The organism is Streptomyces sp., assembly GCF_031181555.1.
Lineage (GTDB): Bacteria > Actinomycetota > Actinomycetes > Streptomycetales > Streptomycetaceae > Streptomyces > Streptomyces fimbriatus.
The window spans coordinates 1-7,688 of sequence record NZ_JAPSKQ010000233.1 but is presented as its reverse complement, the minus strand read 5'-3'; the positions used below and the strand labels follow the sequence as shown (position 1 = coordinate 7,688).

The following is a 7,688-nucleotide window of genomic DNA, read 5'->3' as shown; positions in this document are numbered from 1 at the left end:
CACGGGGTCGGCGAGCTCGCTGGCGTGCGCCCAGCGGACCGGCACGTCGAGGCGGTCCTCGCCCGCGCGCACGGTCAGCTTGAGCGCGGAGTGGTGGACGAGTGAGGCGAGCGTCGGGGGCATGGGGCCTTCAGGTGGGTGAACGTCGGGAGGTGCCGCGAGGGGGAGGTTCGGTGATCACGGTGATCTTTTGGCCGTCACGTATGAACGACCCGTGTCGATTCTGCCTCACCGTACGGTCGCCGCGTCACCGTATGTCCGCGATGCCCGGCCCACCGGCTCAGTCCCGCAGGTCCACCAGCAGCGGCGGCGCGTGCTCGCCCCTGACGTTCGTCAACGACAGCACCGCGTGCCCCGCCGGCACCGCGTGCGCCAGCTCGGAGGCGGACCACCGCTCCCGCTCGACCTGCCGCACGGTGACCGCCCGCGCGGTGGGCGCCTTGCCGGTGATCGCCCGCCGCAGCGCGTGCACGGCCTTGCCCGCCGGGCTCTCGGCGATGATCTGCCGGTCGGTGACGTCCCGCGCCTCGGTCCACTCCTTGCCCCACACCTCGGCGAAGTCCTGCCCGTCCCACGGGGTGAGCCCGGACAGCGCCATCCGGCAGCCGGTGGCCCCGAGCAGCGGCCCGCGCAGCGGCCTCGGCACGTCGTCCAGGGTGCGCAGGGTCAGCACCGCACCCGCGTTGGCCGACCGCAGCCGCTGGATGCCGCGGACGGCCTCGGGGGTGATCACGCCGGTGGCGTCGTCCAGGATCAGGCAGGCGAACAGGGACCGGTCCTCGCGCACCGTCACGCTCGCCGTGAACTGCGCGAGCACCAGCCGCGCCAGCATCCGTGAGGCGTCCGCGTGCCCGCGCTCGGGCAGGTCGATACGCACCCGCACCGGGTGGTCCAGCGCCTTGAGCGAGAACGGCCGGGACTGCCCGGTCGTGTCGAAGCCCGTGCTTTTGAAGAACGTGGCGAAGGCCGGCCGGTCCAGCAGCGCCACCCGGTCGGCGAGGACCCCGCCGACATCACCGGGGTGGGCCAGCTGCCGCTCCCGGGCGTCGAGTTCACGCAGCAGCGACTCCTGCCCCGCCTCCGTCAGGCCCTGGCGCAGCGCGGCCAGCGGTCCCGGCGCCCCGTCGAGCAGCTGCCGCAGCTCGGGGACGGACGGGAAACGGCCGTGCACGGCGCGGAAGGGTCCGAGGAGCTGGGCGAGGACGGTGGTCGAGCGGCGGCTGTCGCTGCCCGGGTGCGGATCCGCCAGGTCTCCCACCAGCCCCTCGGCGAGCACGGCCGCGGCCTCGTCGGGGTCCGTGGTGCCGCCGTACAGGTCGAGGTCGTACACGGAGTCGGGGTTGCCGATCCGTACGACGACGTCGTACGCGTCGGCCGGGCCGAGCCCCGCGCCCGCCGCGCCGACGACGACCACGGCGGCCTTCCCGGCGAGCGCGTGCAGGCACAGCGACTCGGCGAGCGGCCGGACGACGCCGCCGGTCTTGCCGGAGCCGGCCGGGCCGACGGCGAGCAGGGAGGTGCCGAGCAGTTCCGGGCCGAGGGCCAGACCGGTGCCGCGGTAGGCGTAGGGGTTGCGGGGGTCGTCGGCGGCGGTGCCGAGCCGCACCTGCCCGGTGAGCAGGTCGTGCCGGGCCTGCCGGGCGGGCAGGTCGCGCGCGCCGGAGGGGTGGACGCAGGCGGCGGCACCGTCCTTGAGCACCGCGCCGGTGAAGGTGGCGAGGCTGTGCCGGCCGCTGCGCACGCCCTGCCAGGCGCGGGCGATGCGGGCGTGGTCCACGTCCCGCATGAGCCCGGCGCGCGCGTCGGCGGCGAGCCGCTCGGCGGCGTCGACGGCCCCGGCGGCGCGCAGCGCGGGCCAGGCGGCGGGGTCGGCCTCCGGGGCGGGCGGCCGCTGGTCCTCCCGGGGGGTGCGGCGCCAGGCGGGCGGGCCCCAGCGGCGCCAGATCTCGCCCCAGCGGCCGAGCCGGCCGACGCCGACCATGATGATCCCCGCGATCAGCACGTAGTAGGCGTAGACGACGACCACGGCGCCGAAGCTGTGGGGCTCGGCCCAGGAGTCGGGGATCATCGCGTACAGGGGCAGCAGCCACCAGCCGCCCAGGTAGCCGTTCCACAGCAGCGACCAGATGAGCCACCCGACGAGGAACGCGATCAGCGCCCCGCTCAGCAACTGCCTGGCGGGGATCCGCTCCGGCTCCTCCGCCGGCCGCGGCCGGTGTCCGAACCGCCACACGCCGGGCGGCGCCTGAGGACGCGGGGTGCGCAGCCAGGTCAGGAACGCCGACCCGTCCGGCGGCGGTGGCGTGCCCGGCGCCCGCGCGGGCCGCGGCGGCACCGCGGGCACGTCCGGAGGTCCCGCCGGGCGCGGCACGGGATTCGCATGCGTGCCCCGCGCGTCCTGGGTCCCGTCGCTGTCCATCGCCCTTGCCCCCTGACCAGCCGCTCCGTCCACCATCAGCGAGTCAATCTAACGCCCCGGCAGGGCGAGTTCACCGCTTACGCGGCCGGGTCCGGCCACGGCCCGATCCCCGCCGCCGCGTCGCGGCCCACCACCGCTATGTCCACCGCGGACAACCCGGCCCCCCGGACAACGCCCACATGGAGCATGCCCAGCCCCCTCCCACCGCCCTAGCCTGCGAGAAAAGAAGGAAAAAGCGTCCGTTACACCCCCAGGAGCCCCGCATGACCGCACTTCCGCAGGAGCGCCGCGTCGTCACCGCCATCCCCGGCCCGAAGTCGCAGGAGCTGCAGGCCCGCCGTACCGCCGCGGTCGCACAGGGCGTGGGGTCCGTGCTGCCCGTGTTCACCGCGCGCGCCGGGGGCGGGATCATCGAGGACGTCGACGGCAACCGGCTGATCGACTTCGGCTCGGGCATCGCCGTGACCTCCGTCGGCGCCTCCGCCGAGGCCGTCGTCCGCCGCGCCTCCGCCCAGCTCGCCGACTTCACGCACACCTGCTTCATGGTCACGCCGTACGAGGGGTACGTGGCCGTCGCCGAGGCGCTGGCCGAGCTGACGCCGGGCGACCACGCCAAGAAGTCCGCGCTGTTCAACAGCGGCGCCGAGGCCGTCGAGAACGCCGTCAAGATCGCCCGTGCGTACACCAAGCGGCAGGCGGTCGTCGTGTTCGACCACGGCTACCACGGCCGCACCAACCTCACCATGGCGCTGACCGCGAAGAACATGCCGTACAAGCACGGCTTCGGCCCGTTCGCGCCCGAGGTGTACCGCGTGCCGGTGGCCTACGGCTACCGCTGGCCGACCGGCCCGGAGAACGCCGGTCCGGAGGCCGCCGCGCAGGCCATCGACCAGATCTCCAAGCAGGTCGGGGCCGAGAACGTGGCCGCGATCATCATCGAGCCGGTGCTCGGCGAGGGCGGCTTCATCGAGCCGGCCAAGGGCTTCCTGCCCGCGATCAGCAAGTTCGCCCAGGACAACGGCATCGTCTTCGTCGCCGACGAGATCCAGTCCGGCTTCTGCCGCACCGGCCAGTGGTTCGCCTGCGAGGACGAGGGCATCGTCCCGGACCTGATCACGACCGCGAAGGGCATCGCGGGCGGTCTGCCGCTGGCCGCCGTCACCGGCCGCGCGGAGATCATGGACGCCGCGCACGCGGGCGGCCTGGGCGGCACCTACGGCGGCAACCCGGTGGCCTGCGCGGGTGCGCTCGGCGCCATCGAGACGATGAAGGAGCTGGACCTCAACGCGAAGGCCAAGCGGATCGAGGAGGTCATGAAGGGCCGCCTGACCGCCATGGCGGAGAAGTTCGACGTCATCGGCGACGTCCGCGGCCGGGGCGCGATGATCGCCATCGAGCTGGTCAAGGACCGCGCCACCAAGGAGCCCCACCCGGAGGCGACCGCCGCTCTGGCCAAGGCCTGCCACGCCGAGGGCCTGCTGGTCCTGACCTGTGGCACCTACGGCAACGTGCTGCGCTTCCTGCCCCCGCTGGTCATCGGCGAGGACCTGCTGAACGAGGGCCTGGACATCATCGAGCAGGCGTTCGCACGCATCTGAGCCGGCATCGGGGCAGGTGAGCCGCCCCGGACCGGCGGACCGGGGCGGAACGGCAGAGCGTGTGAAGAACGTGTGCGGGGTGGATGACAGGAGCCCGTTGCCCCTGTCGCGGCCCCGTCCCCTGCCGTAGGTTCTCACCGGATGAGAGATACACCCCGCTCACAGGGGACTGTGAGCGGAACAGGCCGAGGCCTCCCCAGCTTCGACCTGGTCGTGCCCTCGCGCACACAACCGGAGCCCGAGGGTTCCGGGTCTCCTCACGATCGGACGGTCGCCCGCCCCAGACCCCCCGGGGCGCGCGACGTTCCGGTCCGGACGGCCGACCGGGCACCACAGACGGCAAGCCGTTCCCCGAAGGGCCAGTGCACACCCCCCCTTGCACTGGCCCTTCGGCGTTCACGGGCGGGGGCCCTCCTCGGCGATGCGGGCCAGCAGGGCACGGGCCTCCCGGATGCGGGGATGGGCCGGATGCAGGTGGTGCGCACAGTCGGTCAACGCCCGACGGGCCGCGACCTCCGCCTCGCCGCGGCGGCCCAGACCGCGCAGGGCCTCGGCCGTGACCAGGTCCAGACGCCCGCTGTCCTTGCGGGCCTGGTGGGGCGTGCACCGGCGGGCCTCGGCCAGTGCCTCCTCGTACCTGCCCTGTCCGTTCAGACTGTGCACCAGCGTGGCGTGCAGAGCGGCGAGCGCGGGTTCCTCCGCGCGGGGCAGGTTGCCGCGGGCGATGTCCTCCGCCTCCTCGAAACGGGCCTGTCCGCACAGCGCGGCGGCCAGGTTCTCCAGGGCGCTCAGCTCCAGCTTCCACAGGGGGGTGAGGTGAGCGAGCCTGGTCACCTCGCGCAGGATGCCCAGTGCCTCGGTCTCGGCCTCCTCGTACCGCTCCTGGCCGACGAGGACCGTCACGCGGTTGTTGCGGACCACCAGTTGCAGTACGTGCGCCTCGGCGTCGACCGGCTCCAGCTCGGCGATCAGCTCCTCCAGCTCGGCCATCACCTCCGCTCCGCGCCCGTGCGCGACGGCCACCCCCGTGGCCAGGGTCCTCGCCTGCCACTGCGGCAGGGGCCGCTTCCGCCAGGGAGGCAGGGGGGCCGCGGCGAGCGCTCGCGCCGTGGCCTCGACCTCCTCGTACCCGCCCGCCTTGTACAGGAGTTCGAGCCGGGTGAAGAGCTCTCGTCTCGCGCTGTCCCGTGTCGTCCGTATGCGCTTCACAGGCGGTGAGGTTACGTGATCGCGGACCTGCGAAGCTGGGCACCATGCTGCTGCTCGGACCGCCCGTTCTCCTCTTCGCGCTGATCACCTGGCAGGTCGTCGCCGACGGTCCGCTGGTGGCTGCGGACGAGCGGCTGAGCAGGGCCCTCGTCCGCCCGGACCGGGCGTCCGAGCTGCTCGCCGACCTCGGCAACGTGCAGGTGGCCGTGCCCGTCCTGGCGATCGCGCTGGCGTACGTGGCGTGGCACGGGCGCGCCACGGGCACGGACCGCTGGTGGCTGCCGCCGGTCGCCGGGATCCTGACGATGGCGCTGGTGCCGGCGCTGGTCGCCCCCCTGAAGGAGTGGACCGACCGCCCGGGCACCCCGGCCGTGCCCCCGGCGGTCGGCTACTACCCCTCCGGCCACACCGCGACCGCCGTCGTGGCGTACGGAGCGGCGACGCTGCTGCTCCTTCCGCTGCTGCGCTCGGCGGCGGTCCGCGGCGGGCTCGTCCTGCTCTGCTCCGCCCTCGTCGCCGGCGCCTCGTACGGGCTGGTGCGCCGGGGCTACCACTGGCCGCTGGACGTGGCGGCCAGTTGGTGCCTGGGGGCGGTGCTGCTGATCGGCCTGTGGCTGCTGGTCAGCCGAAGTAGCCGTCGAAGGTCCGCTGGAACTCCCAGCCGCCGAACCGGTCCCAGTTGATCGACCAGGTCATCAGCCCGCGCAGCCCGGGCCAGGTCCCGTGGGTGGCGTACGAGCCGCAGTTCGTGCGCTTCGTCAGGCAGTCCAGGGTCTTGGTGACCTCGGCCGGCGACACGTAGCCGTTGCCCGCGTTGGTCGTGGCCGGCATGCCGATGGCGACCTGGTCCGGGCGCAGCGGCGGGAAGACGTTGTTCGCGTCGCCCGCGACCGGGAAGCCGGTGAGCAGCATGTCCGTCATCGCGATGTGGAAGTCCGCGCCGCCCATGGAGTGGTACTGGTTGTCCAGGCCCATGACCGGGCCGGAGTTGTAGTCCTGGACGTGCAGCAGGGTCAGGTCGTCGCGCATCGCGTGGATCACCGGCAGGTACGCGCCCGCCCTGGGGTCCTGGCCGCCCCACTTGCCGGTGCCGTAGTACTGGTAGCCGAGCTGGACGAAGAAGGTCTCCGGGGCCATGGTCAGCACGAAGTCCTCTCCGTACCTGGCCTTCAGGGACTTCAGCGCGGAGATCAGGTTGACGATCACCGGGGTCTTCGGGTTCCTGAAGTCGGTGTCGTCGGCGTCCAGGGAGAGCGAGTGGCCCTCGAAGTCGATGTCGAGGCCGTCGAGCCCGTACTCGTCGATGATCTTCGAGACGGACGAGACGAACGTGTCGCGGGCGGCGGTGGTGGTGAGCCGCACCTGGCCGTTCTGGCCGCCGATGGAGATCAGCACCTTCTTGCCGGCCGCCTGCTTGGCCTCGATCGCCGCCTTGAACTCGGCGTCGCTCTCGACGTTCGGGCACTCGGTCACCGGGCAGCGCTCGAAGCGGATGTCCCCGGAGGTGACCGACGTCGGCTCGCCGAAGGCCAGGTCGATGACGTCCCAGCTGTCGGGGACGTCGGCCAGGCGCGTGTAGCCGGAGCCGTTGGCGAAGCTCGCGTGGAGGTAGCCGACCAGGGCGTGGGGCGGGAGGTCGGAGGGGCCGCCGCCCGAGTCGGGTTCGGTGGTCGTCGCGGTCACCGTGGCGGAACGGGCGGACTCGCCGGCGTCGTTCAGGGCGGTGACCTGGAAGGCGTACGCCGTCTTCGGTGTCAGGCCGGACACGGTAGCCGAAGTCCCGCTCACCGTACGCACCTTGATGCCGTCGCGGTAGACCGCGTAGCCGGTGGCGCCCGCGACCGGTGACCAGGACAGGGCCACGCTGGTCGAGGTGACGGTGCCGGCCTCGAGGCCGGCGGGCGGAGCGGGCGGCTGACCGGTCTCGCCGCCGGGGCCGGTGAGGGAGATGTCGTCGGCGTGATAGGCACCGGTGCCGTACCAGCCGTGGGTGTAGAGCGTGATCCGGGTGGTGGAGGGGCCGGTGCGGAAGGTGGTGGTGAGCTGCCGCCAGTCGGGGGCGGACTGGGTCCAAGTGGAGACGTCGGTGGTGCCGGTGCCGCTCGCGCCCAGGTAGACGTAGGCGCCGCGGACGTGACCGGAGAGCGTGTACTGGGAGTCCGGTCTCACGGTCACGGTCTGCGCGCACCGGGCGTTGTCGGCACCGGCCGGGGTCGCCTTGAGCGCCGAACTCCCGCCATGCACCGGGGAGTTCACGGTGGTGCCGGACGTACAGGTCCAGCCGTCGAGGCCGGACTCGAAACCGCCGTTCCTGACGAGGTCCGCGTCGGCCGCACGGGCGGCCGACGAGAGCGCGGTCGTACCGGTCGCGGCGAGGGCCGTGGCGGTGAGCAGCGCGACGAAGGGCCGGCGGGCGAGAGGTCTGGAGCGTTCCACGAGTGCCTCCGGACACGGGGGAGATG

General features: G+C 73.2%; 5 protein-coding genes. 2 read left to right on the top strand and 3 right to left on the bottom strand.

What is annotated here, in order from left to right; genetic code table 11:
- Window positions 1-280: 280 nt before the first annotated feature.
- On the bottom strand, window positions 281-2,419 hold the full coding sequence (locus tag RIM90_RS29190; RefSeq protein WP_309063753.1) for an ATP-binding protein: 2,139 nt from the start codon (window positions 2,417-2,419) through the stop codon (window positions 281-283).
- A gap of 263 nt (window positions 2,420-2,682) precedes the next feature.
- On the opposite strand from RIM90_RS29190, the gene gabT reads away from it, so the two are divergent.
- Window positions 2,683-4,017, top strand: a complete 1,335-nt coding sequence (gene gabT / locus RIM90_RS29185) for a 4-aminobutyrate--2-oxoglutarate transaminase (RefSeq protein WP_309063752.1) — start codon at window positions 2,683-2,685, stop codon at window positions 4,015-4,017.
- A gap of 396 nt (window positions 4,018-4,413) precedes the next feature.
- Here the strand turns inward: gabT and RIM90_RS29180 are convergent, their stop codons facing one another.
- Window positions 4,414-5,226 carry a tetratricopeptide repeat protein gene (locus RIM90_RS29180; RefSeq protein WP_309063751.1) on the bottom strand — a complete coding sequence of 271 codons (813 nt, stop codon included), beginning with the start codon at window positions 5,224-5,226 and terminating at the stop codon, window positions 4,414-4,416.
- A gap of 44 nt (window positions 5,227-5,270) precedes the next feature.
- Between RIM90_RS29180 and RIM90_RS29175 the strand changes: the two genes are divergently transcribed.
- Window positions 5,271-5,909 (top strand): phosphatase PAP2 family protein, encoded by a 639-nt coding sequence (locus RIM90_RS29175; protein WP_309063750.1) that lies wholly within the window; start codon window positions 5,271-5,273, stop codon window positions 5,907-5,909.
- Here RIM90_RS29175 and RIM90_RS29170 read toward each other — a convergent pair.
- Window positions 5,848-7,662 carry a glycoside hydrolase family 18 protein gene (locus RIM90_RS29170; RefSeq protein ID WP_309063749.1) on the bottom strand — a complete coding sequence of 605 codons (1,815 nt, stop codon included), beginning with the start codon at window positions 7,660-7,662 and terminating at the stop codon, window positions 5,848-5,850. The genes RIM90_RS29175 and RIM90_RS29170 overlap by 62 nt on opposite strands.
- Window positions 7,663-7,688 lie beyond the last annotated feature (26 nt).

What these genes read in the sequence shown, in the direction of transcription:
- gabT (WP_309063752.1), top strand. Translation starts at nt 2,683, where the DNA reads ATGACCGCACTTCCGCAGGAGCGCCGCGTCGTCACCGCCATCCCCGGC.
- RIM90_RS29190 (WP_309063753.1), bottom strand. Translation starts at nt 2,419, where the DNA reads ATGGACAGCGACGGGACCCAGGACGCGCGGGGCACGCATGCGAATCCC.
- RIM90_RS29175 (WP_309063750.1), top strand. Translation starts at nt 5,271, where the DNA reads ATGCTGCTGCTCGGACCGCCCGTTCTCCTCTTCGCGCTGATCACCTGG.